The organism is Eggerthella sp. BIOML-A1, from assembly GCF_009875595.1.
Lineage (GTDB): Bacteria > Actinomycetota > Coriobacteriia > Coriobacteriales > Eggerthellaceae > Eggerthella > Eggerthella lenta.
Genome location: NZ_WWRZ01000002.1, coordinates 230470 through 254486 on the forward strand (window position 1 = coordinate 230470; position 24017 = coordinate 254486).

Sequence of the window (24017 nt, forward strand, 5' to 3'; positions counted from 1 at the left end):
GGAGGCGTTGTTGCGATCGGGCATTATGCGGAAAAGCGTTCCACGTCGCGATAGCGGGCTGCGCCCCGTCTTCCGAATTCGATGCTTTCTTGCCATTGGCTCCCTTGTCGGATGTCGGCAGAAGGAATCCGTCGATGTTTCACGTGAAGCATTCGTACGTTTGGCTTGCGTTCGCCCTTCTTCGTCTGCCGTTCGCCCGGGGGAGTTACGGAAATGAAATTCGTAACATTCGAAAGGAGCCCTCTCTGGTATAGTGTGTTACGCAATTCGAATACGTAACACCTATGGCGGATTCAAGGCGCCGAGGCGTTGAGGGAAGGGAACGGAAGCATGGCAACACTCACGCGACGCGATTTCGCGAAACTGACGGGTGCGACGGCGGCGACGCTGTCGTTGGGCGGGCTGCTGGCAAGCTGCGCGAGCGGCGAGGCCGAGAAGCCGGCCGAAGGCGCGACGGAAGGTGCGGCCGACAAGGCCTCTTCGCAGGTTATCGTCTCGATGACCACCGGATCCGAGCCGGCCGCCGGCTTCGACCCGATGGTGTCGTGGGGCTGCGGCGAGCACGTTCACGAGCCGTTGATCCAGTCAACGCTGATCACTACCGATGCGGACCTCAACTTCAAGAACGACCTCGCCACGTCCTACGAAGCGTCCGAAGACGGCATGACCTGGACGTTCGCCGTCCGCGACGACGTGAAGTTCACCGACGGCACCCCGCTCACGGCGCGCGACGTGGCCTTCACCATCAACGGCATCTTGAACTCGGAAGCATCCGAGTGCGACATGTCCATGGTGAAAGAGGCCGTGGCCACCGACGACGCCACCGTCGTCGTGCACATGGAGAAGCCGTTCAACGCGCTGCTGTACACGCTGGCCGTGGTGGGCATCGTGCCCGAGCACGCCTACGGCGACACGTACGGCGACAACCCCATCGGCTCGGGGCGCTACATGCTGGAGCAGTGGGACAAAGGCCAGCAGGTCATCCTCAAGGCGAACCCCGACTACTACGGCGAGGCGCCGAACATCCAGCGCGTCGTGGTGGTGTTCATGGAAGAGGACGCCTCGCTTGCGGCGGCGAAGTCCGGACAGGTCGACGTCGCATACACCTCGGCGACGTTCGCGGCTCAGCAGCCGAGCGGCTACGACTTGCTGAACTGCGCGTCGGTCGACTCTCGCGGCATCTCGCTGCCGGTGATTCCGGCGGGCGCTACGAAAACCGACGAGAAGGGCGAAGCGGCGGCCGGCAACAACGTCACGTGCGACCTGGCCATTCGTCAAGCCATCAACTACGGCGTCGACCGCGACAAGATGATCGACAACGTGCTGAACGGCTACGGCACCGTGGCCTACAGCGTGGGCGACGGCATGCCGTGGTCCTCGCCTGATATGAAGTGCTCCACCGATGTCGAGAAGGCGAAGAAGCTGCTCGACGACGGCGGCTGGACGGCCGGTGCGGACGGCATCCGCGAGAAGGACGGCACGCGCGCTTCGTTCAACCTGTACTATTCGGCCGGCGACACCGTGCGCCAAGGCATCGCCGAGGAGTTCACCAACCAGATGAAAGAGCTGGGCATCGAAGTATCCATCAAGGGCGCCAGCTGGGACGATCTGTACCCGCATCAGTTCACCGATCCGGTGGTGTGGGGCTGGGGCACGAACGCGCCCACCGAGATTTACAACCTGTTCTACTCCAAGGGCACGGGCAACTACGCCTGCTACACGAGCGAAACCACCGACAAGTACCTCGACGAGGCGCTGGCCCAGCCTACCGTGGAAGAGTCGTTCGATCTGTGGAAGAAGGCCCAGTGGGACGGCCAGTCCGGCATCGCGCCGCAGGGGGACGCGCCGTGGGTGTGGTTCGCGAACATCGACCACTTGTACTTTGCGAAGGACAACCTCAAGATCGCGAAGCAGAAGCCTCATCCGCACGGACACGGCTGGTCGCTGGTGAATAACGTCGACCAGTGGTCTTGGGCGTAAGGCTTCTGTGCTCGACGCGCGAGGGGCGGGCAACATCCAGTCGCTCGGCAGTCCTGCTCGCGCGAAACGCCCACTGGGCGTTTCGGCTCGATGGGTGCGGCGCCGCGGAGCGAAGCGGAGCAAGTCCCCGAAGGGGAAACTCGCTTGGTGGGCACCGCGGCGCCCCTCCCGCTGACCGTAACGAGCTTGCGCGTTGGGGGACTGGGCGCCGTTTGCGCTTGTTGAGGGGATTGTTGTGAGGTTTTTTTACTAGTGAGGGTATAGTAGGCGCATGCCGCGATTTGTTGTTCGGAATATCTTGAAATTTCTGCTGCTCATGCTTGCGGTGAGTTTGGTTACGTTTGTGCTGGTCAGCGTTTCTCCTATCGATCCGGTGCAGGCGAACGTGGGGCAGACGGCCTATATCAACATGAGCGAGGCGAAGCGGGCGCAACTGGCCGAATATTGGGGTGTGAACACGCCTTTGTGGGAGCGCTACGCCAACTGGTTCGTCGACCTTCTGCACGGCGATCTGGGGACATCGCTGCGCTTCAATGCGCCGGTGATCGACGTCATCGCCACGCGGGCGGTGAACTCGCTGGCGCTCATGGCCACGGCTTGGGCGGTCAGCGGCGTGCTGGGCTTCGCGTTGGGCATCCTCGCGGGCGCGAACCGCGGCCGTCTGATCGACCGCATCGTGAAGGGGTACTGCTTCCTGTTGGCTTCGGTGCCCACGTTCTGGCTGGGGCTGCTGTTTCTCATCGTGTTCTCGGTGCAGCTGGGGTGGTTCCCGTTCGGCTTCTCGGTGCCCATCGGGGTGTCGGCGGCCGATGTGACCTTTGCCGACGCGCTGCATCATCTGGCGCTGCCAGCGCTCACGCTGTCGGTGATCGGCGTGGCGAACATCGCGCTGCACACGCGCGAGAAGACTATCGACGTGCTGGAAAGCGATTACGTGCGGTTCGCCCGTGCGCGCGGGTTGAGCACCTGGGGCGCCCTGCGCCACCACGGCCTGCGCAACCTCGCGCTGCCCGCGCTCACGTTGCAATTCGCGTCCATATCCGAGATATTCGGCGGATCGGTGCTGGTGGAGCAGGTATTCTCGTATCCGGGTCTGGGGCAGGCGGCCGTCACGGCCGGCCTCGGCGGCGACGCGGCGCTGTTGGTGGGCATCGCGCTATTCTCCGCCGCCTTCGTGTTCACCGGCAACCTGATAGCCAGCACGCTGTACGGCGTGGTGGATCCCCGCATGCGCAAGGGGGCTGCTCATGGCTGACGAGCGCGTTGAAACCTGCTTAACCTGCGAGTCCGCCGTCGGGTTCGGCAGTTCCCAGTCGCTCGGCAGTCCTGGCTCGCACGAAACGCCCACAGGGCGTTTCGGCTCGATGGGTGCGGCGCCGCGGAGCGAAGCGCAGCAAGTCCCCGAAGGGGAAACTCGCTTGGTGGGAACTGCCGAGCCCAACGGCTCCAAGGATGCCGCGCCGCCCCTTCTGCATGCTCCTCGCGCGGCTCGGGTGGGGAATAGGAGGTTGACGCTGGCGGCGTTTTTGGGTGCTTTGGCGGCGCTGGCGGCTGTGGTGGTCGCGGGGCTCGTCGTCGCGGATGCGGCTACGGCAACCGACTTCTCGATGAAGAACCTCGCTCCCAGCTTCGCCCATCCTTTCGGCACCGACTGGATGGGGCGCGACATGCTGCTGCGCACGCTGGCGGGGCTGTCCACCAGCGTGCTGGTGGGTCTTCTGGCCGCGGGCGTGTCGTCCATCATCGCGCTGGTCATGGGCGCGGTGGCGGCGCTGGGCGGGAAGAAGGCCGATGCCGCGGTCACCTGGCTCATCGACCTCATGCTGGGCATCCCCCATATCGTGCTGCTCATCCTCATCTCGTTCGCGTTGGGGAAGGGCTTCTGGGGCGTCACCATCGGCGTGGCCGTGACGCACTGGCCCAGCCTCGCGCGCGTCGTGCGCGCCGAGATCCTGCAGTGCAAGCAGTCGACGTTCGTGGCTGCGGCGCGGCGGCTGGGGCAGACTCCTCTGCGCATCGCGGCGAAGCACATGGTTCCTTACGTGCTGCCCCAGTTCATCGTGGGGTTGATTCTGCTGTTCCCGCACGCCATCCTGCACGAGGCCGCCGTGACGTTCCTCGGCTTCGGTCTGCCGCCCGAGCAACCCGCCATCGGCGTGATCCTCAGCGAGTCGATGGCGTACCTGTCGGCCGGCATGTGGTGGCTCGCCGTGTTCCCGGGTCTCGCGCTCATCGCGACCGTGCTGCTGTTCGACCTGGCGGGATCCAGCCTGCGCAAGCTCGTCGACCCGCACAGCGCGCAGGAATAGGAGGCCGTCATGGACGAAGCGAACCGCAAGAACCCGCTTGAAACGGACGGCAGGAACCCGCTGCCGGAGCATCTGGCCGCTCGCGAGCGGGCGCTGTACGAGGCCGCTGCCGAGCTGGAGCGCCTGACCGACCAGCTGTTCGGTGCGGAAGGCGCCGGCCGCGACTGCGCGATAGCGTCCGAGGATCCGATCGACGGCCTCGCGCCCGACGTCGTGCCGCACGAGGCTCTTTCGCACAAAGACGCGCAGGTGCACCACCATCATACGCACGCGCCCGTTTCCCGCCACGAGCACGGCCACCACCTGCTGCAGGTGGAGGACCTCAGCGTGGGGTTCCGCATGTACGACGAGGACGCCCCCTTCTTTCGCGCGAAGCAGCGCGAGGTCGAGGTCATCCATTCTTTAAGCATCTCCGTGCATGCAGGCGAGATCGTGGCCGTGGTAGGCGCGTCGGGTTCCGGCAAGACGCTTTTGGCCGATGCCGTGTTGGGGCTGTTCGAGCCGAACGCCACGGTGCGCGGCCGCGTCTGGTTCGACGGCGCGCAGCAGGATGCGGCGTCGCTTTCCGCGCTGCGCGGCCACGGCATCTCGCTGGTGCCGCAGAGCGTGAACAACCTCGACCCGCTCATGAAGGTGGGCCGCCAGGTGGAGGGCTTCGCGCACGCGCACGAGTCGCGCGCCGAGCGTCGTCGTCGGCGCGCGCAACTGTTCGAGCGCTACGGACTGCCCGAGGACACGGCGGGGAAGTATCCGCACGAGCTGTCGGGCGGCATGGCGCGCCGCGTTCTTTTGTGCTGCGCGCTCATGGACGACCCGCGCGTCATCGTGGCCGACGAGCCCACGCCCGGCCTCGACCTGGATCTGGCCGTGCGCGCGCTCGACGACTTCCGCGCTTTCGCCGACGCGGGCGGCGGCGTGATGCTCATCACGCACGACATCGAGCTGGCCCTGCGCGTGGCCGATCGCGTGGCGGTGTTCCGCGACGGCACGGTGGTGGAGGAGACGGCGGTTGCGAACTTCGCGTCTCCCGACCTGCTGCAGCACCCGTTCAGCCGCGAGTTGTGGCATGCGCTTCCCGAGCACGGCTTCGAGGCGCCGGGCGGGTCGACGGAAGGGGGCTCCCATGCTTGAGGCGCGCGGCGTAACCTATGCGTACCCCGGCGCGCGCACGCCGCTGTACCGCGACTTCGACTTGGCCGTCGGCCCTGACGAGCGCGTCGCCATCAGCGCGCCGTCCGGCTTCGGCAAGACCACGCTGTGCCGTATGCTGGCCGGATACGATCGTCCGCAGAAAGGCGAGATCCTCGTGGACGGCGCCCCGCTGCCGAAGCGCGGCATGTGTCCCGTGCAGCTGATCCTGCAGCATCCCGAAACCGCCGTCGACCCGCGCATGCGCATGAGCCAGACGCTGGCCGAAGCAGGAGAGGTGCCTCAGCGCTTGCTGGACGACCTGGGCATCCAGAAACGGTGGCTCGCGCGTTTCCCGCACGAGCTGTCGGGCGGCGAGCTGCAGCGCTTCTGCATCGCCCGCGCGCTGGCGGCGAACCCGCGCTACCTTGTGGCTGACGAGGTGTCCACCATGCTGGACGCTGTCACTCAGGCGCAGATCTGGCGTTTTCTCGTGGCGGAAACGCAGGCTCGCGGCATCGGCCTCGTGTTCGTGTCCCATTCGCACGCGCTCACCGAGCGCATCGCCACCCGCGTGGTGGATTTGGTGGCTCGCTAACGTTCTGTTCGGATAAAAGGTTATTTCTATCCGAAAACATGCTTGCCGAGATATATTCGAGTTTGACTATAATCGTTGAAAAGAATAGTATGGGTGCAGTTCGGATACGAGGGGGCTGTGCGTCTCGTCATGGGTTCGAACGTCGAAGATCGAGAGAACGAGGGAAGGTACTCAATGAAGAAGCACATTCGCATCATGCTCGCGTCCGTGTGCGCGTTTGCCATGGTAGGGGCGTTCGCCCTGATCGGCTGCTCGTCGAATACCGAGCAACAAGCCGGCGAGACGCAGAAGCCCGCCGAAGAGCAGGCCAAGTCGGAGAGCCATGAGGCCGTGGAGCTGCAGCTGTTCGCCGCGAACTCGCTGTCGAAGGCCATGGACGCTGTACAGGAGCTGTACACGCAGGATCATACCTGGGTGACGTTCAAGGACACGCAGTATCTGTCTTCGGGCGAGCTGAACGAGCAGCTTGCCGGCGGCGCGTACGCCGACGTGCTGATCTCCGCCTCCAAGGGCAAGATGGACGATGCCGTGGAGAAGGGCTATGTCGACGAGGCGACTCGCTTCGACATGTTCAAGAACGACCTCGTGATGGTTGCCGGTGAGGATTCCGAGCTTGCCGCCAAGTACGCTGATCAGAGCTTCACGCTGGACGACCTTGCCACCGGCGATTACACAGTGGCTGTGGGCGATGCCTCTGTGCCGGCCGGCAACTACACCAATCAGGCGCTTTCCACCGTCGGTTGCTTCATCGACGCCGACGGCAAGACCGGCAAGGACAGCGCCGGCACCGACGGCTCCTACGATGGAACGCCGCTCGAGGGCAAGGTGAACTTGCAGAGTTCCGTGGGCAACGTGTGCAAGCAGGCGCAGTCCGGAGCCGTGGACGTGGCGTTCGTGTACAGCTCCGACGTGTACCGCTTCGGCGGCGTGAAGGTTATCGGCGTCGTCCCGGACGACACGCACAAGAACATCATCTACCCGGCTGCCATCTGCAAGGACTCCACGCAGGCCGAGGCTGCAAACGAGTTCATCGAGTGGGCTACCACCAACGCCGATGCCAAGAAGCTTTGGCAGGAGTGGGGCTTCGAGCTGGTTTCCTAGACTAGGCGCACATACGGTATAGTGACAAGGAAAGGATGGGATCGTACACGCCCATCCTTTCCGTGCGACAAGGACGATCTTATGGACAACACTCTAATCGACCGCATCGTTGGCGTCTTCTCTCGCGCTGCGATGCCGATCGTCTCATGCGCTTTGGCAATGGCGATCGCTTTCATCCCCGGCACCGCCCTTGCTGGCGCCGATGACGAAGGCGATCTCGACGCGCCGAATGCGGCAGCGGGTGGCACATCGGCGCAATCGGCGCAGGAGGACACGGCGATCGACGATGCCGTGAACATCGCCGCCGATGGGAAATCGGCTTCGGTCGAAGGCAGCCCCTTCGCGCTCGAGGATTTCTCGCGTTCCCAGGTGGGCAGCAACAGCGACGTGAACGGCGTCTATGCAGGTTACCGCTATTTCGTCTCGGACGAGTCGGGTAGTCTCGCGGTTGTCGCCACCGACGAGCTCACCGTGGTCCACGTGCCGTCCGAGACTGCGCAGGCCGTGGGATTCGACGCCGAATCGTCCGAGAGCCGAGGTTTCCTCAAGCAGTTGCTCGTGGCTCTCGACGCGCAGAATTCGAAGGGCGGCGCGACGCTGTCCGCCGAGGGAGAGTGGGCGTTCACCGGAGAGCCTGAGTTCGAGCGGGACGGCGTGGTCTACAAGTTCGACCAGGAGCTCAAGCCCGGCGAGTTCTACGTCTGCGTCGTCGGTGCAGACGGCTCCGACGTGACGCAAGCGTCGAATCCCTCCTATGTGCGGCTCACCCATGCCGACTTCGCCACGCTCGCGTCTGCCGACCAGGTGAGCGTGGTCGGGGCTCCCGAGGGCTTCGAGGCGTTGGCGTCGTTCTTGAAGGGCATCGACTACAGTCCCTTGTGGGTGACGCTGAAGACGACGCTCACGGCTATCGTGTTCATCTTCGTCCTGGGGCTTTTGGCCGCGTACTTCAGTCTGCGCATCCCCGCGCGGGCGCAGGATATCGCCGATTCCATCTTCACCATCCCCATGGTACTGCCGCCCACGGTGTGCGGCTTTCTGCTGCTGCTGGCGTTCGGCAAGAACACCGCGGTGGGGCAGTGGTTCATCGACATCGGCTTCCCGCTGATATTCAGCTGGCAGGCCACCGTGCTGGCGGCCGTGGTGGTGGCGTTCCCGCTGATGTACCGCAGCGCGCGCGGCGCGTTCGAGAACCTCGATCCGAATATGCTGGACGCGGCCCGCACGTTGGGCTGGAGCAACGCGAAGATATTCTTCAAGCTGATGCTGCCGCTGTCGTGGTCGTCCATCGCGGCGGGCACCGTGTTGTCGTTCGCGCGCGCCCTCGGCGAGTTCGGTGCGACGCTGTTTCTAGCCGGCAACTACCTGGGAATCACGCGTACCATCCCCATCGCCATCTACTTCGAGTGGATGAACGGCAACACCGACGTGGCCATTTTCTGGACGGTTGTCATCATGGCGTTCAGCTTCGTGGTCATCCTGTTCATCAATCTGTGGAGCAGGCGCACCACGAGCTATCGCAGGGGGATGGAAGCGTAATGGGCCCTGTCATCCTGAGCGCAGCGCGCAGCGCGAACCCCCTTGTCATCCTGAGCGCAGCGCGCAGCGCGGAGTCGAGGGATCCCGCGCGGCGCAAGCCGAGTGTCTTTGGGAAGGAATTGCCGAAATGAGTCTCGAAGTCAACATACGCAAGTCGTTCTCGTCGTTCACGTTGGACGTGGCGTTCGAGGCAGGGGACGAGACGCTGGGGTTTTTGGGCGCATCGGGATGCGGGAAGAGCCTTACCATGCGATGCATCGCCGGCATCGAGACGCCTGACGAGGGACGCATCGTGGTGAACGATCGGGTGTTCTTCGATTCCGAGCGGAAGATCAACCTCACGCCGCAGCAGCGCAAGACGGCGCTGCTGTTCCAGAGCTACATGCTGTTCCCGAATCTGACGGTGGCCGAGAACGTGGCCGCGGGCATCGGGCGCGAGGCGTCGAAGGCCGACCGCGACGCGCTGGTGGCCGCAGAGCTCAAGCGTTTCGGGCTGGAAGGGTTCGACCGGCGCTATCCGGCTCAGCTGTCGGGCGGCCAGCAGCAGCGTGTGGCGCTGGCCCGCATGCTGGCGGCGCGTCCGGGCATCCTCATGCTGGACGAGCCGTTCTCGGCTCTCGACGCGCACTTGAAGAGCGTGCTGGAGCAGAACCTCGTCAGCCTGTTCGACGCGTTCCACGGCACGGTGCTGTACGTCAGCCACGACATCGACGAGGCGCTGCGCTTCTGCGACCGCATCGCGGTGGTGGAGGCGGGGCGTATCACCGAGACGGGCACGGGCGACGACCTGGTGAACCGTCCGCAGTCGCTGGCGGGCGTGAAGCTGTCGGGCTGCAAGAACGCCACGGCGGCTGTTCGCGCGGGCGAGCGTAGCGTGCGTTTGCCGAAGTGGGGCATCGAGGCCGCGACGAGCGCGGCGGTGCCCGAGGACGTGAAGGCGCTCGGCGTGCGCGCGTTCTTCCTGCAACGCGTCGACGGCCCCGGCGAGAACTGCTACCGCGTGCGCGTGGACCGCGTCAGCGACTCGCGCTTCGAGCGCACGGTGCTGCTGGGCTTTCTCGACCGCGACGAGAGCGAGGCTCCCACGGTGTCGCGCACGGACGACGAGATGAAGTATCTGCACCAGCACCTGTTCTGGCGCGTCGACAAGCTGGCCGTGCCCGTCGACGAGCTGCCGCACGAGGGCGAGGAGCTGTGGATCCGCATTCCTCCCGACAAGGTGTACCTGGTATCGCGCTAGAGACGCCCTCGCGCGCAGGTAACGGTGGCGAGGAGCGGCTCGGTGACCCACGCTCTAACGCGCTTCGCCCGTGTATTCAGCGCGCGCCGATCCTTTCGCGATATTGCGCCATGCGGTGATCCGAGGATGCCCTATACTGTATCCTCAGACGAGAAGGGAGTGCGTCCTGTGAAAGACAGCCATGGTCGTACCATCGACTATTTACGCATATCGCTCACCGACCGCTGCAATTTCCGCTGCATCTACTGCATGCCCGAGGAAGGCGTGCAATCGCTCGCGCACGAGGATATCCTGCGCATCGAGGAGATCGAGGAGGCGGTGCGCGTGGCGGCGGGCATGGGCATCCGCAGCATCCGCCTGACGGGCGGCGAGCCTCTCGTGCGCCTCGGCGTGGTGGATCTCGTGCGCGCTATCGCGCATACGCCCGGCATCGAGAACGTGTCGATGACCACGAACGGCGTGCTGTTGCCGAAGATGGCGGCCGACCTCAAGGAAGCGGGCTTGTCGCGCGTGAACATCTCGCTCGACACGCTCGATCCCGCGCAGTTCAGGCAGATCACGCGCCGCGGCGAGCTGCAGCAGACGCTCGACGGCATCGATGCGGCGCTTGCGGCCGGGTTCAACCCCGTGAAGATCAACGCGGTGGCCGTGCGCAGCCTCGACCAGGACTACCTCGCGTTCGCGAAGCTGTCCATCGATCGCCCGCTGCACGTGCGGTTCATCGAGTACATGCCCGTGGGCGAGAGCTCCGGCAGCCATGGCTGCGGCTGGGGCAAGGACGACGTCGTGCCCAGCGAGGAGCTGTTCGAGATCATCAACGAGCGCGCCCGCGCCGCAGGGATGGACGAGCTGGTGCCGGCCGGCAACGACCGCCCGCTCGGGTGGGGGCCCGCGCGCTACTTCGAGTTCCCGAACGCGCAGGGCACGGTGGGCTTCATCAGCCCGCTGTCGCGTCACTTCTGCAGCGAATGCAACCGCCTGCGGCTGACGGCCGACGGCAAGCTGCGCCCGTGCCTGTTCTCGGACGACGAGTACGACGTGCGCACTGCGTTGCGCGCCGGAGACGACCAGGCGGTGCGCGCCGTGTTCGCCGAGGCTTTGGGTGCGAAGCCCGACGAGCACCACGACAAAGTAGGCACCGAACGCGGCATGTCGCAAATCGGCGGCTAAGAGGTTCCGCTTGCCTACGGCAAGCGGAACCTGCCGACGCTGCGCCGAGGAGCAAGTCCCCGAAGGGGGGCGAAGGGACGAGGCGTGCCGCCTTCGCGCGATCCCAAGGGCTCGCGTACCGAAGTACGCTTCGCCCTTGCGATCCCCCGAATTCGACGCACCTCGTCCCTTCTCGCTGGCTTACTACGCCAACCTGCGACCTTCCAACCTGCAAGATACCGAACCAAGGAGACACCCATGACCGAGCAACAGCTGACCCATATCGACGAGCAGGGCGACGTGCGCATGGTGGACGTGTCGCAGAAGGCCGACACCGAGCGCGTCGCCGTGGCCGAGGGCTTCATCGCCATGCATCCCGAAACGCTCGCGCTCATCGTGGAGGGCAAGGCGTCGAAGGGCGACGTGCTGGCGTGCGCCCGCGTGGCCGGCGTCATGGCCGCCAAGCAGACGAGCACGCTCATTCCCATGTGCCACCCGCTCAACATCACGAAGGCGAAGGTGGAGTGCGCGCCCGTGGCCGAAGGCGAGCGCCCCGACGGCCTCGTGGGCATCCATGTGACCACCACCTGCGGCGTCACCGGCAAGACCGGCATCGAGATGGAGGCACTCACCGCCGCCAGCGTGGCGTGCCTCACCGTCTACGACATGTGCAAGGCCGTCGACCGCGGCATGGAGATCATGGACGTGCGCCTGCTCAAGAAAGAAGGCGGCAAGTCCGGCCTCTGGGAACGCGCTTTCTGATTCTCTCTGGCGCCGCGTGCCCAGCATCGGCTGGGACGCGCGGCTTCCCTCTCTCGCCCGTGACGACGAAGGCCGGTACCCGTGGCAGAAACGGGGCGGTTTGGTAAACATGATTCATGTGAGCAAGTTTGCAGGTTTTCGCCGACCAGGCGTTTTCGGGTCGTTTTTACCTGAGAAGGGCGAACCATGGCTCCGACCGGACGGGATCGGAGCCTATGGGATTACCAAACCGCTTCGTTTCTGCCATGCGGGGCGGTTTTCTGCGTCACGGGCTCGTGTGTACTCCCTACCTCGTGGAATGCTGCGCGTTTGACGAGTCGACTCGCGGGGCCGGACGAAGCGCAAGCCGGACTCGCGCCGAATCGCAAAACGCGCTGCATATGATCGGTGCGGCGAGAGGCGCACGAGCCTGCGATGTCTGCGTGCCTGCGAGCCCGTGCGCTGTCGCCGCACCATGGGGGGGGGGGCTACTCTTCCTCGCTCAACTCGCCTTTGATGAGGCTGCGGGCCACGCAGATGGCGGCTCCGGCGGTGGCGGCGACGCCGACGACGATGCCACCGATGGCGACGGGGTCGCCCGTCCGGGCCAGCTTCTTCGCTTGCGGCGTTGGCGTAGACGTGACGACTTCGGGCGCGAAGGCGTCGGGAGCGGGGGAGGGCTCCGGCGCAGGATCGGGCGTCGGCTCGGGTTCGGGATCGGGTTCCGGCTCCGGGTCGGGCGTCGGCTCCGGGTCGGGCGAGGGATCGGGTTCCGGGTCGGGATCGGGCTTCGCGGCGGCGGCCACGGCCAGCTCGAACGCGGGCCGCTGCGCGTAGCCGGCGGCGTACGTCACCGTGTGCGCGCCTTCGACGGCGGGCGTGAAGCGGTAGGCGGCGACCCCCTCGGCCTCCGTCCTGACGACGTCCACCGCCGACCCGTCGGGACCGACGACCGACGGGATGCCCTGCAGCTCCCGTCCGTTCGCGTCGGCGAACGGCAGCGGGGGGATGGCGTAGACCTCGCCTGCGGTCGCCGTCCCGATGGCGTCGGCGCTCGGGGGCGCGACCGCCGCCGCAACGGGCGCAGCCGCCACGTAGAGTTCGGCTGCCTGCGCTGCCGTCGCCACGCCGGGCGTCAGCTTCGCGAACGCCACCTTGCCCGTCATGGGCTTCTCCATCTCGCCGTTCGAATTGACGTCGGCTCCTACGAACCAACGGGTCGCCGAAGCGGTGGGCGCAGGGATCGATCCCGGATTGTCCAGCGTCGATACGAGCTCCCCGTTCAGGTAGTAGCTCATGGTGACGCCGTCGTAGGTGGCTAGCACGTGCGTCCAGGCGTTCAGCGGCACAGTGGCTTCGGTGCAGCGGTAGCCCGATCCCGTGTTGACGTAGTGCTGCAGCTGGGGCGCATAGTAGCTGAGGTCCTGGCCGGCGCCTTGCGCGCTGGAGAACAAGTCGAAGTAGCCGCTCGTCGGGTTCGCCGTGAATTGGAACAGCACTTCGATCGTTTCGGCTTGCGCGATGGCCGCGTAATCGTCGGCGGTGAAATCGTATCCTACGGCAGATGAGCCGTCGAATACGGCTACGGGCACGCCGAACGAATCGCTCTCGTAGGTCAGCGTGCCGGTGGGCACGGCGTTGTGCGGCGCCAACGCGGCATCTGCGTGGCTTCCTGTGGAGAAGTCCACGGACAGCAGCGGGTTGCCCAGAGCCGGCGTTACCCGGGCCGCCGTGCGGAACGCCGCCTCCCCGACGAGCGTTTCCTTCCCGAACGGGTTCGCGGCGAACACGCGCAGCACGTGCGACGTGTCCTCGGCAAGCCCCGCGCCGAACAGCGGACGCTCGAACACCTCGGCGCGGTTCACCTCGGCCTTGTAGTAGTCGGACATGAAGCGCGCATCGTACACCGCCGCGTCAGGCGCTTCGGCCAAGGCGACTACCGCGCGATACGAAATGACGATGTCGTCTTCGAGCCCGCTTGCGTCGGGCGCCACCCGGGCGGCCTTTACGCTGAACGAGGCACCGTTCGCCGTGACGGACTCCTCGATCACCGCTACTTCGGCGCCGTCCAGCACGAGGGGCGGCTTGCTGCGCGCGGCCATGCCTGCGTGCGTGTAGCGAAAGGCGGTCGTTCCCTTCGACGGCTCGATGACCCACGGTGCGCCGAGGGCGCATCCGCTGCGGAAGTCGAGTCGGTATACGGACACGGAGTTGGTCGCCGGGTCGATTTCCACGAGTTCGCATTGATTCGCGTCCCAGCCGGCGTTCGGGTGGCCGCCTGCGCTGCCGGTTTCGTCGTGCCCGTCGTTTTCCATCCAGAAGTTATTGGCGAACGTGGCGGTTTGGATGAGCGTGAACCCGTCGTCCTGATAGATGGAGCGCGGGTCCGCCATAGGGATGTGGGTGTGGCCGGAGAAGTGGATGATCTGCGGATACTTCTCACACAGCTCCTGGTAGAACGCGCCGGACTGCGCCGTGTTGGCATTCTCGTCGAACTGGCCGTCCCAGCTGTTCGAACCCGAGTACCATACGGTGTTCGGGAAAGGGTGATGCGTGAGCAGGAATATGGGCTTGGCCGGATCCTCCGCCGCCGCGGCCGCGCAGCGTTCGAGGATCCAATCGCGCTTCGCTCCGTACCAGCTGTTGTCGTAGCCGCCCGGTTCGGGCGCGACCGCCAGCACGTGGTAGCCTCCTACGGCGAAGTCGGCATCCACCTGGCCTTCGTTCGCACCGCCTGGCATTTGGAACGAACCGGGCACGTTCAGCTCCGAGGCGAGGAACGTCTTGAACGCGTCCTGGGCGTTCTGCTTGCTGCCGCTCCAGTTGTAGTACTCGTGGTTGCCCATGACGATGCCGACCGGCTTGCGCGCGTTAGCGTTCAGCAGTTGCGCGAGCTCGACGTACTGGTCCGGGTGGCCAGTGTCGGCCGAGTCGCCCACGAAGAAATGCGCGTCCACGTCGGGTGCCATGGCGTAGATGGCCGAGAACGCTTCAGGGATCTTGTCGCGGTAGTTGTTGTTCGGGCTTGCGCCGACATGGGTGTCGCTGTGCACGGTGAAGCGGATCTTGTCGCCGGACAAAGGCGGCCAGTTCGGGGCTGCGGGCTGCGTGAACGCGGCTGCGGCCTGCTGCTCCGGAAAGACGAGCATCCCTGCGGCGGCTGACACGCCGGCGACGGCGGCCAACTTGAGGAACGCGCGTCGCGACACGCCGAATGTGCCGCGGTCGTAGGCTGACGCGAGCTGTTGGGGATCCATGGTTTCCTTTCGATCGACGGTATGACGCGCTCAATCGTAGGCGAGCCACGTAAGACCCGCGCAAGAAGCACGTCGTGCGAGGGAAAGGATCTGGTAAGAATTTCGCGAAGCCTTCGAGGCGCGGCGAACCGCGCGAACCACGCGCCCCGCCGCGCTGAAAAAGGTCTACCCGTTCACCACGGTGCCGCCGTTCACGTGGATCACCTGGCCGGAGACGTAGCTGGAATCGTCGCTGGCCAGAAAGACGTAGGCGGGCGCCAGCTCGTAGGGCTGGCCGGGGCGCCCCATGGGCGTCGACTCGCCGAAGTGCTTCACCTTGTCGCTGTCGAGCCCGTACGAGGCGGGGTTCAGCGGCGTCCAGATAGGCCCGGGCGCCACGCCGTTCACGCGGATGCGGCGGCTCACGAGGTCTTCGTTCTCGGAGAGCGAGCGGGTGAACGCGGTGATGGCCCCCTTCGTGGCCGAGTAGTCCAGCAGGTTCGGCGAGCCCTGATAGGCGGTCACCGACGTGGTGTTCACGATGGCGCCTCCCTCGGGCAGGTGGGGGAGTGCGGCTTTCACCAGGTAGAACATGCTGAAGATGTTGGTCTGGAACGTGCGGACCAGCTGCTCTTGGGTCAAGTCGAGGATGCTCTCGGCCGGTGTCTGCTCTCCGGCGTTGTTCACGAGCACGTCGAGGCGACCCCATTCGGCCGCGATCCCCTCGACCATATCGCGGCAGAACGCCTCGTCGCCTACGTCGCCCTTGAACACGAGCGCGCGCCGTCCCAGTTCGCGGATGCGCTCGGCCACCGCCTGCGCGTCGTCGTCGGACGAGTAGTAGGCGATCGCCACGTCGGCGCCCTCTTTGGCGAACGCGATGGCCACGGCCGCGCCGATGCCGCTGTCGCCGCCGGTGACGAGGGCCGCCTTGCCGTCCAGCTTGCCTGCTGCCCGGTAGAGGTCGCTTTCCAACTGCGGCTTGGGATCGACGTTCGCGCGCGTGTCATCCATGGCATAGCCCGCTTTCGGGGCTTGGGTTTCCAATGCTACGAGTTCCGACATCGAAGTGCTCCTTTCGGATCGGTTGCTTCGACCGCATCGTAGCCGCAGCGGCCTCGTTCGCCTCCGGGCGGTCGTCAGGCGTTGCCGGAGGTTTTTCAGCCGGTTTCCTTCGCCTATAATAGACGCGTCGCGAAGCGCCCGGCGCGCTTCGTCGCTTCAACGACGAAAGGGCGCCCATGCTGTCATCCGAGGGATCCATCCTGCTCATCGCGAACCCTGCCGCTCAGAACGGCAACGGGGCGGCTGCGGCGCAGCGCGCCGTCGGGTTGCTGCGTGCCCAGCTGGGGGAGGACGCGGTCGTGCTCGCTCGCACGGCGGGGCCGCGGCACGCCTCCGAGATCGCCGAGCGCGCCGAAGGCTGCTCGACGGTGATCGCGCTGGGCGGCGACGGCGTCATCCACGAGGTGGCGGGCGGGCTCATGAGGCGCCCGGCTGCGCGGCGGCCGGCGCTCGGCGTGATACCCGTAGGATCGGGCAACGACTACGCGCGCACGCTCGGCGTTTCGACCAAAGTGGACGAAGCGTGCGCCCAGCTGTTGGGGGCCGAGGCGCGTCTTGCGGACGTAGGGCGCGTGAACGGCCATTGGTTCGTGGAGACGCTCTCGTTCGGTCTGGACGCCGCCATCGCGCTCGACACGATGGAGCGGCGCGTGCGCACGGGCCGCACGGGAACCGTGCTGTACATGGAGAGCGGCATCGATCAGCTGCTGCATCATCTCGACTTGCGGCGCTACCGTGTGTCGTTCGACGGGGGCGAGACGGTGGAGGCGGAATCCGTCACGTTCGCCGTGCAGATCGGGCCCTATTACGGCGGTGGGTTCAAGATCTGCCCCGACGCGCGCATCGACGACGGCCTCTTGGACGTGTGCGTCGCCCATCCGCCCGTCGGCGCAGCGCGCGCCCTCTACATCTTCCTGCGTGCCAAAGGCGGCAAGCACGTTCGTTTCAAGCAGATCGAGCTGCGCCGATGCCGTACGCTGCACCTCGAGTTCGACGAGGCCCCTCCCGCCCAGATGGACGGCGAGCTCATCGAGGGCACCTCGTTCGACATCGCCGTGGAGCCCGCCGCGCTGAACGTGCTCGTGCCCTTCTGAGAAAACGTGCGCTCCACGATAGGGCTTCGCGCAATATGATACGAGGGCATCGCTATGAACCGCCTCCCGTTTCTTGGACAAGGAAGCAAAGTTCGAGAGGCGGGAGGCTCCTTTACGTCGCCGGAGCATGACGGGAAGATGCGCGGATCCGCGGTCGAGCTGTTCGCGAGGGGCGCAAAGGGGGCTGGCCTCCTTGAAGATGGTTTGCCTAGGAGGCAATCTGCTGCTTGTATCTTTCAAGCGATGCGTTCCATCGGTCAAAGGCGCTGTCCGAACGATGGTCGGGAAGTCCGTACTTTTCCGATAAGAGCTTTCCCATATAAGCCGAAACTTTGGTTGCTCCGTCGAAGTTCAGATGGTCTCCTTTGTCGTGCGTATCGGTGCTCCAGTCGATCGGAACCTTGTCGGGCCCCTCGTTCAGGTCGTAATAGTCGACGCCGAGTTCCCGGGCCAGCTCGCTCATGCCGTTGTGTTTGGCCGTGTTCCAATTGACCGTGCTCGGCGTGCTGACGAACACGGGAGTAGCGCCGTTCGCTCTGCAAGCTTCGACCATGGCGGTTATGTACTGGCGGTTCGCAACGTCTACCGGCAGCGCCTCGCTGCTCGGCGTCATGTGATTGACGGCGTCGGCCGGATTCACCCCGCGGTTGACGACGAACCCCTTCAGCGGGTCGCTCCATGTGGCCGAAGGCTTCCCTAAGAAGTCTTGCGCATCCAGGCTCTTCCATCGATCGTGGTATTCGAAGACGGGCAGCTTGTTCTGGAAAAGGCTCAGAACTGCGTCATCCGGCTTGATCGGCGAGTAGATGGAGTTCGTTTCGAATACGACGACCTTGGGCTTTTGGGAACGAAGCGCTTTTTCCAGCAATCGGTACCCGTACGTCAATCGCTGACCCGACGTAGCGCTCACGTACGAGGTGAAGCCATGCTCTTCCCACATCTGCAACGGGGAGAACGAGCTGTACGCCTCGCTGTCGCCGATGAATATCGCATCGAGGGAGCGGCCCGGCTCGCCGAAGATCCCGTTGGCGGCTTCTGAAACCTGGCCGAATTCCTTCTGGTTGTTTTTCGGCTGGACGACGCTCGATACCGCCCAAAGAAGGCCGAGCGTTGCAGCCGCCACGAAAACCGCGGTCGCAAGCACCTTGAAGGCGCTGCGTAGTTTCACTGCTCTCATGCATGCTCCTAAAACTGCGCATACATCGGGTCGACCGGCGTGTAGCCAAGGCCGTAAGCTCCGAACGTCACGGTTCCCACGAACAGAAGAATCACGAGGCTCCATCTCAGGAGCGCGCTTTGCGCAGTCGCCCACTCCCACAAATTGCAGCCCCGCTCCTTCGCTACGCCTACTGCGAGAACCAGCATCATGAACAAGGTTACGATGAGGCCGTCGCCAACGCCGAATCCGATTTGCAACGCCGATCCCGTCGTAAAGGCTTCGATAGTGAAATCGCCCGCAATCCGTCCCATCATGGCAAGCCCCGCCTCAAGCGAGTTGGAGCGAAAGAACAGCTCGCCGACGAAGATGATCGCCAGCGTCCGGACGGTCTGGAACGTTCGATAAGGCCAGCTATTGCGGTCGATGCCGAAGTGCTGCGCCGCACGCGCGCATGGAGGCTCGATCAAGCCGCCCGCCATGATCAGGACGAAGTAGTACAAACCGAAGAAGAGGTACTGGCTGCCGGCGCCATGCCACAAGCCGTTGCCGATCCACACGCAGAACAGCGCAACGGAGCTTGCCAGAAGCGGACCGTATCTGTTTCCGAAACGCTTGCGCGCCTTGGTCGTCAGCATCTTGCATGGCTTGGACAACGAGATAGGGTAGTACACGTAGTCTTTGAACCACAGGCCCAGCGTGATATGCCAACGTTGCCAGAATTCGGAGGCGGTGCGGGAGAAGAACGGCTGCCTGAAGTTTTCGGGCAGCGTTACGTTGAACACGCGGCCCATGCCCAGGGCGACGTCCATCGTTCCTGAGAAATCGCAGTACAGCTGAATGGTGTACAGGATCGCAGCTAAGGCTATGACGCCTCCGTCGTACGAACCGTAATTGTCGAACACCGGCTTCACGAACGCGTTCAGCCGGTCCGCGACGATGATCTTCTTCGCCATGCCCCACATAATGCGCAAGGTTCCTGCGTACAGGTTCTTTCGATTAAGCGGTTCGCCCGCGATAAGGCTGGGCGCAACGTCGTTGTATCTGCTGAGCGGTCCTTCCATGATTCCTGGGAAAAACGCCAGGAACAGCGCCACGTGCCCAAGGTTCTTGTCGGCCTTCGTGCGTTCGCGATACACATCCACAACGTATGAAACGGCCATCAACGTGTAAAACGATATCCCGATGGGCAATGCGAAGCTGGGGATGGAAAGGTCGATCGAAATGCCGAACGCCGCCAGCGCGGAAGCCAGCGACAGCCCGAAGAACCCCGAGTATTTCAGGACGGCCAGAATGCCGATATTGGCGACGACGGCCGCGAAGACGATACGGCGGTTCTTCCGCTTGCAGGCCTCGCGTATCTCGCGTTTGCCCGAGCTGGCTTGCGCCAGTTGCCGGTTCTTCTCTGCAAGGTTGGCGCCCATCATGCGGGCGCACGCGTACACGACTGCCGTCGACAGGGCGACGAACGCGATAAGCGCGCCGCTGAGCGCGAAGAAGAAGCCGTAGCTGGCCAGCAGGAGCACCGCCCACCTAAAGCGCCTTGGCGCCATGCCGTACAACATGACCGTAATCGGCAAAAAGGCCGTGAAGAAAAGGGCGGAATAGTACGACGTCATTAAAATGATCCCCTACTCGAGCGATTCGCGCAGGCTAAGCCTGCTCTGCTTGCAGGCGCGCCATCAGGGAGCATACGGCCTCAACCGAGTTAAAATTGTCGGGTACAATTTCGACGGGGGGTATCTCGACGTCGAATGCATCTTCGAGCTCGGCCACGAAGGCGATCATCGTCAGCGAATCGATGCAGCGCGAATCGACGAGGTCGACGCGTGCCTCGTGATCCACGCCCGGGTTGATGTCTTCGAGAATATCGATAACCTGATTTTTCATAGTCCGTTCTCCTTTTCGTCCTGTTCCGTCGATCTATCCTGCGACCCGTTCGATGAATTGAACGAGGCCGTTTCCAGCCGATGCCGAGCAATGCGCATGTTTCCCGAAACGTCGCGCACGACCACCGACGGAAGATCCCGGCTTAAAAACAGCGCCCGACCCTCCGTTGCGCAGTAGGCGCCTGCCCGAGAGAACGCAAGCACGTCCCCCACGGACAAATCGACGATCGACGCTTGCTTGGCCATGATGTCGTTGACCGTGCAAAGCGCTCCGCAGATGTTCCAAGGCTGCGCAGCGCCGGCCGTTGCGCCGACCTTCCTGAAAACGGGGGACTTCATGGCCATCGAATGCCCGTAGTACGAAATCTGATGCATGCCGCCGTCGACGATCGCGTAGTTTTGCCCGCTCGTCGTTTTGACGTCGACGACGCTGGTCAGATACGCTCCACAATCCGCTGCGATGCTGCGTCCCAGCTCGAGGACGATGTCCCCCTCGAAAGGGAAACCGTCCAGCAGCGTTGCAAGCTCGGCAACGGGTTCGTCCTGCGCGCTGCGAGCCCGTTCCTCGTTCTCGTCGAAGTACTCGACGGGAAGCCCGGGGCCGTATTCGATCTCGTTCAGCTTCACCGAGCAAGCGGCTTCCACTTCGGCCACGATGCGGTGCAGCTTGCTCAACTCTCTATCAAGCTTCTTGAGCGACGTTTTCTGCGTGCCCGAGTAGTACTGGATACCCTGGATGCTGATGAACGGGTCGTCTTTGCAGCCGGCAATCAGCTCTTTCAGCGTGGCGGAGTCTACGCCGAATTGGTTTTCGCTGCTCAGCCTGAAAAGAACGTTCACCCGCCTGCGATACGCGTTAGCGAGTTCGACCAGGTCTTTCAACTGTTGGGAAGACTCGATGGTGAATCTATGGGGGATGCGATCCGCTTGGAACAGATCGTCCAAGCAGCGACGGTCCTTCCACACGCCCGAAAGCACGATCTTCTCGAACGGCACGCCTGCGTTCGCGCAGATGAGCACCTCGCCCGGCGAGCATGCTTCTACGCAATCCGCCAGAGCCGACGCCTCCCGCACGATGAAGGGGTTCGCCTTCATCGCATAGCAGAGCTTGATGCGAGAGGGGAGCGATGCCCGTAACCGGGTGATTCGGTCGTTAAGAACCTGCTGGTCGAAAAGGTACAAAGGCGTCGGGCATGCATCCAGCGCGTTTTGCAGCGTTGCGTCGTCTATCATCATCGATCAGCCCTCTCGCGCTTCGCCGGTTCGCCGTGCGATTCCAGGAGCATCGCACGGTCCACCTTCCCGTTCTTGTTCAGCGGCATGCTCGGCACTTTCGCGATGCGCGTCGGCCTCATGAAAGCGGGAAGCAATGATGCCGCCCGACCGGGAAGCTCTTTCTCGCAAGCCGTTCCTTCGTAGAACGCGCATAGCCGGTTCTTTTTGGAATCGAAGGCGCATCGGCACCTGTCGACGTCGGAGAACCCTTCGAACGCCTTGTCGATCTCTTCCAGTTCGATTCGGTGCCCTCGGTACTTGATCTGATTGTCTTTGCGACCGCAAAAGACCAGATCGCCCTCGTCCGTCAGCATCGCGCTGTCTCCCGTGCGGTACACGCGCTCGCCGTAAAGGGAATTGAGGGGATTGGGCGCAAACGCCTTTTCCGTCGCTTCTCGATTGCCGATATATCCCAACGCCAACGAGGGTCCTCGCACGATGATCTCGCCTTTCTGGCCCGGCTCGACGATGCGCCGTCCCTCCTCGTCGATCGCTAGGACTTCGCAGTGCCCGAATGCTTTTCCCAGGGGAAGCTCGGCGGCGCCGTCTTTTGCGCGGTCGACGCGATGGTACAGGCAGTTGCAGGTGATCTCGGTTGGGCCGTACAGGTTGACGAACTCGGCGTCCGGCAAAGACGCAAGCAGGGATTTCAAGTGGGCAAGTGGCATTACCTCGCCGCTGAACAGCACTTTTCGAACCGTGGTAAGCGAATCGCTTGTAATTGCGCGAAATGTGTTCACCATGCACAAAGCCGCGACCGCCCAAACCATCACGGTCACGCGCTGCTCGTCCAGAAACTCAACCAAGGCTTTCGGCTGCATGAACAAGCGGCGCGGCACGATGACGAGCGTCGCTCCCACCGCCAAGCTTCCGAAAATATCTTTGACGGACACGTCGAAGTCGAATGGCGCTTGGTTTGCGAACCGGTCGCTGCGTTCGAATCCGAATTCCGACACGAATTCGTCGATGAAGCTGATGATGGCCCCGTGGCTGACGGCCACGCCTTTGGGGGCGCCCGTCGACCCGGAGGTGAACAGGACGTATGCCGGGTCGGTCGAAAGCGACGCCGGCTCGACCGCGTCGCGCTGCTGTATCCCGGCGCGCTGGCTATGCAGCTCCTCCAAGGAAACGATCTTGCACGCGTCTTCGAGTTGAAGGCCCCGCAGGGCTTCCTCGTCGGCCACCAAGAGCGGGCTTCCCAATGTCGCGACGATGTGCGCAAGTCGCACGGGGGGAACCGATGGATCGACCGGCACGTAATATCCGGATGCGAACAGCGTGCCCAGCATGATGGCAAGCGTGTCATAGCATTTTTCCACCATGATGACCACGCCCCGATTTGCCACGTCGTATTCGGATAGCGCTGCGCCGTACGCTGCGCTATCGTCCTGCAACTGCTTGTAGGTATAGCTGCCGAACTCGTCGACAACGGCCGTATCGCCGGGCCGCCGCTTCGCGGCCTCGGCCAGATACTCCAGCACATTGCTCTTGGATTTCATGGGAAACCTCTCTTACGTATTTGCCTCGTGTTCCACAGTAAGAGAGCAACCTTTTCGTTTCCTAAACGCTTTCTAAAGGTTTCTTTGGGTTTACCAATAGTCCAATTGAACGCCTCTCTGGTACACTGCCTGCGCCTTTGCGTAGTATCCGTAAGAATTCAAATGGGTCCAGTCTGAGCGTAGCTGCAGGGATATGCAGCCTACGGCAGCATCTTCTGCATCTTCTCGGGTGGGCGTAAGCCCTGCGATCGCCAACCCGTCATCGATGAGAAACTGGCGCATGTTGATAAAGCGGTCGCCGAATTCTGCGGTCAGCGCGGCCTCCCACTCGGTTTGACGGCCGGTCTCGCCCGGCTCGAAAGCCTCTTGACTTGGATCGCCGAACGAAGTTCCGGGGTCGTCAGTGTCGCCGATGATGATGAAGTTCTCGCATCCGGAGTTTTCGATGATCGCATGGTACTGCTCTATGAGCGTTGCGTAATCGCCGTCCCAGCCGCCGTTGCTTCCCATTTCCAGCACCAGTATCGTTCCCGTATGCTGTTTTGCCAGCTCGGTCACTTCCTCATCGATGAAGAGGCGCTCGTCCTCGTCATCGGCCTCGATGGCTCCTTGCATAATGCCGATCTCTTCGGATGTCGCGCCCGACACGCCGAAATTGCAGGTGGTCATACCCGTCAGTTTTTGAAGTACGTCAGGATACGACAGATAGCTGGCATCGAAGACGCCGTCGCCGGTCGCGATCACGGCTGGATCGCGACCGGCTCCTTCGGTCATGCTGTCGCCCCAGCAAGCTATCTCCTTCGACGCTTTTCCGTTGCTCCGATCGTCTGAGACCAAAACGCGCTCTTCGGGCTCATCGTATCTCGCGTCCGCCAATTCGTTGTCGATGGAATCGTTTTCAGCATGCTTTTCCTGGGTTGCGGCGCATCCCGCCAGTCCGATGTGGCCAAGCAGCAGCGCAAGCAGCGCGACGCAGCGTATCAGAGGATTCTTCATAGCTCTCCTTCAAGCAAAGGAC

19 protein-coding genes are annotated in these 24017 nt (G+C 63.7%); 11 read left to right on the forward strand and 8 right to left on the reverse strand.

The genetic code is table 11. The features are described from left to right. Positions 1–330 precede the first annotated feature (330 nt). The 10 genes from GT590_RS02780 to moaC all read left to right on the forward strand — a co-directional run bounded on the left by GT590_RS02780 (position 331) and on the right by moaC (position 11806). Entirely contained in the window at positions 331–1980 is a 1650-nt protein-coding gene (locus GT590_RS02780) for an ABC transporter substrate-binding protein (RefSeq protein ID WP_009306384.1), read from the forward strand. A 271-nt stretch (positions 1981–2251) separates the two neighbouring features. Beyond that, positions 2252–3235, forward strand: coding sequence for an ABC transporter permease (locus tag GT590_RS02790; RefSeq protein WP_009306383.1), 984 nt, complete (start codon positions 2252–2254; stop codon positions 3233–3235). Between the two features lie 166 nt (positions 3236–3401). Beyond that, positions 3402–4289 carry an ABC transporter permease gene (locus GT590_RS02795; RefSeq protein WP_226844453.1) on the forward strand — a complete coding sequence of 296 codons (888 nt, stop codon included), beginning with the start codon at positions 3402–3404 and terminating at the stop codon, positions 4287–4289. Positions 4290–4298: 9 nt separating this feature from the next. After that, positions 4299–5420 (forward strand): ATP-binding cassette domain-containing protein, encoded by a 1122-nt coding sequence (locus GT590_RS02800; protein ID WP_009306381.1) that lies wholly within the window; start codon positions 4299–4301, stop codon positions 5418–5420. Beyond that, positions 5413–6015, forward strand: coding sequence for an ABC transporter ATP-binding protein (locus GT590_RS02805; RefSeq protein ID WP_009306380.1), 603 nt, complete (start codon positions 5413–5415; stop codon positions 6013–6015). The genes GT590_RS02800 and GT590_RS02805 overlap by 8 nt, the downstream gene beginning before the upstream one ends. A 174-nt stretch (positions 6016–6189) precedes the next feature. Next, positions 6190–7116 (forward strand): extracellular solute-binding protein, encoded by a 927-nt coding sequence (locus GT590_RS02810; protein ID WP_009306379.1) that lies wholly within the window; start codon positions 6190–6192, stop codon positions 7114–7116. 81 nt (positions 7117–7197) lie between these two features. Beyond that, complete coding sequence (modB, locus tag GT590_RS02815) at positions 7198–8655, forward strand: molybdate ABC transporter permease subunit (RefSeq protein ID WP_009306378.1); 1458 nt, start codon at positions 7198–7200, stop codon at positions 8653–8655. A 127-nt stretch (positions 8656–8782) separates the two neighbouring features. Then, complete coding sequence (locus GT590_RS02820) at positions 8783–9895, forward strand: sulfate/molybdate ABC transporter ATP-binding protein (protein ID WP_009607891.1); 1113 nt, start codon at positions 8783–8785, stop codon at positions 9893–9895. Positions 9896–10063: 168 nt separating this feature from the next. Then, positions 10064–11065 (forward strand): GTP 3',8-cyclase MoaA, encoded by a 1002-nt coding sequence (gene moaA / locus GT590_RS02825; protein WP_021409352.1) that lies wholly within the window; start codon positions 10064–10066, stop codon positions 11063–11065. 237 nt (positions 11066–11302) lie between these two features. Next, positions 11303–11806, forward strand: coding sequence for a cyclic pyranopterin monophosphate synthase MoaC (gene moaC, locus GT590_RS02830; RefSeq protein WP_009607850.1), 504 nt, complete (start codon positions 11303–11305; stop codon positions 11804–11806). A gap of 467 nt (positions 11807–12273) precedes the next feature. On the opposite strand, the gene GT590_RS02835 is transcribed toward moaC, so the two are convergent. Both GT590_RS02835 and GT590_RS02840 read right to left on the reverse strand, forming a co-directional pair. Then, positions 12274–15042: a metallophosphoesterase gene (locus GT590_RS02835; RefSeq protein ID WP_161170886.1), complete on the reverse strand. Its 2769-nt coding sequence runs from the start codon at positions 15040–15042 to the stop codon at positions 12274–12276. 165 nt (positions 15043–15207) lie between these two features. After that, positions 15208–16086 carry a glucose 1-dehydrogenase gene (locus GT590_RS02840; RefSeq protein ID WP_009306373.1) on the reverse strand — a complete coding sequence of 293 codons (879 nt, stop codon included), beginning with the start codon at positions 16084–16086 and terminating at the stop codon, positions 15208–15210. A gap of 176 nt (positions 16087–16262) precedes the next feature. Between GT590_RS02840 and GT590_RS02845 the strand changes: the two genes are divergently transcribed. Next, entirely contained in the window at positions 16263–17180 is a 918-nt protein-coding gene (locus GT590_RS02845) for a diacylglycerol kinase family protein (protein ID WP_009306372.1), read from the forward strand. A gap of 208 nt (positions 17181–17388) precedes the next feature. On the opposite strand, the gene GT590_RS02850 is transcribed toward GT590_RS02845, so the two are convergent. The 6 genes from GT590_RS02850 to GT590_RS02875 form a co-directional block, all read right to left on the reverse strand. Continuing rightward, on the reverse strand, positions 17389–18357 hold the full coding sequence (locus GT590_RS02850) for a DUF362 domain-containing protein (RefSeq protein ID WP_009306371.1): 969 nt from the start codon (positions 18355–18357) through the stop codon (positions 17389–17391). Between the two features lie 8 nt (positions 18358–18365). Beyond that, positions 18366–19955: an MBOAT family protein gene (locus GT590_RS02855; RefSeq protein WP_161170887.1), complete on the reverse strand. Its 1590-nt coding sequence runs from the start codon at positions 19953–19955 to the stop codon at positions 18366–18368. 34 nt (positions 19956–19989) lie between these two features. Beyond that, positions 19990–20226: an acyl carrier protein gene (locus GT590_RS02860; protein WP_009306369.1), complete on the reverse strand. Its 237-nt coding sequence runs from the start codon at positions 20224–20226 to the stop codon at positions 19990–19992. Next, a complete protein-coding gene (locus tag GT590_RS02865; protein ID WP_009607889.1) occupies positions 20223–21461 on the reverse strand; it encodes an alanine racemase in 1239 nt (412 codons plus the stop codon). Before GT590_RS02865 ends, GT590_RS02860 begins: the two co-directional genes overlap by 4 nt. Continuing rightward, positions 21458–22999, reverse strand: a complete 1542-nt coding sequence (locus GT590_RS02870) for an amino acid adenylation domain-containing protein (RefSeq protein ID WP_009306367.1) — start codon at positions 22997–22999, stop codon at positions 21458–21460. Before GT590_RS02870 ends, GT590_RS02865 begins: the two co-directional genes overlap by 4 nt. A 90-nt stretch (positions 23000–23089) precedes the next feature. Then, positions 23090–23995, reverse strand: a complete 906-nt coding sequence (locus tag GT590_RS02875; RefSeq protein WP_009306366.1) for a GDSL-type esterase/lipase family protein — start codon at positions 23993–23995, stop codon at positions 23090–23092. Positions 23996–24017: the final 22 nt, after the last annotated feature.

Bases quoted from the DNA above. Each gene is read 5' to 3' on its own strand.
- GT590_RS02780 (WP_009306384.1), top strand. From the start codon at position 331: ATGGCAACACTCACGCGACGCGATTTCGCGAAACTGACGGGTGCGACG.
- GT590_RS02790 (WP_009306383.1), top strand. From the start codon at position 2,252: ATGCCGCGATTTGTTGTTCGGAATATCTTGAAATTTCTGCTGCTCATG.
- GT590_RS02800 (WP_009306381.1), top strand. From the start codon at position 4,299: ATGGACGAAGCGAACCGCAAGAACCCGCTTGAAACGGACGGCAGGAAC.
- GT590_RS02805 (WP_009306380.1), top strand. From the start codon at position 5,413: ATGCTTGAGGCGCGCGGCGTAACCTATGCGTACCCCGGCGCGCGCACG.
- GT590_RS02810 (WP_009306379.1), top strand. From the start codon at position 6,190: ATGAAGAAGCACATTCGCATCATGCTCGCGTCCGTGTGCGCGTTTGCC.
- modB (WP_009306378.1), top strand. From the start codon at position 7,198: ATGGACAACACTCTAATCGACCGCATCGTTGGCGTCTTCTCTCGCGCT.
- GT590_RS02820 (WP_009607891.1), top strand. From the start codon at position 8,783: ATGAGTCTCGAAGTCAACATACGCAAGTCGTTCTCGTCGTTCACGTTG.
- moaC (WP_009607850.1), top strand. From the start codon at position 11,303: ATGACCGAGCAACAGCTGACCCATATCGACGAGCAGGGCGACGTGCGC.
- GT590_RS02835 (WP_161170886.1), bottom strand. From the start codon at position 15,042: ATGGATCCCCAACAGCTCGCGTCAGCCTACGACCGCGGCACATTCGGC.
- GT590_RS02840 (WP_009306373.1), bottom strand. From the start codon at position 16,086: ATGTCGGAACTCGTAGCATTGGAAACCCAAGCCCCGAAAGCGGGCTAT.
- GT590_RS02845 (WP_009306372.1), top strand. From the start codon at position 16,263: ATGCTGTCATCCGAGGGATCCATCCTGCTCATCGCGAACCCTGCCGCT.
- GT590_RS02850 (WP_009306371.1), bottom strand. From the start codon at position 18,357: ATGAGAGCAGTGAAACTACGCAGCGCCTTCAAGGTGCTTGCGACCGCG.
- GT590_RS02855 (WP_161170887.1), bottom strand. From the start codon at position 19,955: ATGACGTCGTACTATTCCGCCCTTTTCTTCACGGCCTTTTTGCCGATT.
- GT590_RS02860 (WP_009306369.1), bottom strand. From the start codon at position 20,226: ATGAAAAATCAGGTTATCGATATTCTCGAAGACATCAACCCGGGCGTG.
- GT590_RS02865 (WP_009607889.1), bottom strand. From the start codon at position 21,461: ATGATGATAGACGACGCAACGCTGCAAAACGCGCTGGATGCATGCCCG.
- GT590_RS02870 (WP_009306367.1), bottom strand. From the start codon at position 22,999: ATGAAATCCAAGAGCAATGTGCTGGAGTATCTGGCCGAGGCCGCGAAG.
- GT590_RS02875 (WP_009306366.1), bottom strand. From the start codon at position 23,995: ATGAAGAATCCTCTGATACGCTGCGTCGCGCTGCTTGCGCTGCTGCTT.